This is a genomic window from Exiguobacterium sp. SH0S7 (assembly GCF_004337195.1).
Lineage (GTDB): Bacteria > Bacillota > Bacilli > Exiguobacteriales > Exiguobacteriaceae > Exiguobacterium > Exiguobacterium aurantiacum_A.
The window spans coordinates 1-891 of record NZ_SJVA01000032.1; the positions used below are offsets into that span (position 1 = coordinate 1).

Genomic DNA, 891 nt, shown 5'->3' on the forward strand with positions numbered 1-891 from the left:
TCAGGCTGTTGACGAACCAAATCGCCCATCGCGATTTGGTTCGTCTCTTTTTGTGTTCATCGAGCTCGAGGCGCTCTGCCCGGCATAAAATTGAAGAAATGCTATGTAGACGGTCTTTTTCGGCCAACAGGTTGGCCAATTTCTTCATGTTTTGTGCGGTGGCTGCCACCAGGTTGGCGCACTGGACCTTCTCGGTCCCCCGGTAGAACGTGAAGCGGAGCCCGTGAAGCTCTTTCGCATCGGCGAACGAGCGCTCCACGGTCTGCGGCCGGAGACGATAGAGGTATCGTCCGGATTCGGACAGACGGTTCCGGTTCACCAATTCGCGATAGGTTTCATCAAGATGACGGGTGATGACGCGCCGGTGGGCACGATTGGACGTACACTTCTCGAGAAGCGGGCAGTTCTTACAGACGGCGGGGTCGGAGGCGTAGTGGTGATACCCGTGTCGGTCTGTCGTTCGATAGGTGAGACGCTGTTTCGCCGGGCAGACATAGACGTCTTCTTCTGATACATATTTGAAGCTCGTCCTCCGAAACATCCCCTTCTTCCCGCCGAAGCGGCGCCAGGCGATGACGCCGAAGACGCCGCGCTCGATGAGCGCCTTCGCAATCTCTGTCGTGAAGTACCCCGCATCGAGGGCGACTGCCTCTAGCGGATAGCCGAATCGGCCGAGGATATGCTCGAGACGGGCGAGGTAGACGGTGCTGTCTGACACGTTCCCGGGCGTGACGTGCACATCGACGATGAAGTTGTGTTTGGCGTCGACCGTCCGGTGCGCCAGCCAGAAAAAGCCTTCCGGCTTCTGGTCACGATACATATAGCCCGCATCCGGGTCGGTCCGGCTCACCTTGATGAACCGGCTCTCCCTTTTCGGTGAGGCGGGCTTCA

Annotated in this window: 1 protein-coding gene; it reads right to left on the reverse strand. The window is 58.4% G+C overall.

Translation table 11 applies throughout. The features are described from left to right. Window positions 1-891: transposase (locus EVJ22_RS15250; RefSeq protein ID WP_145963191.1), on the reverse strand; the 891-nt coding region annotated here is incomplete at both ends.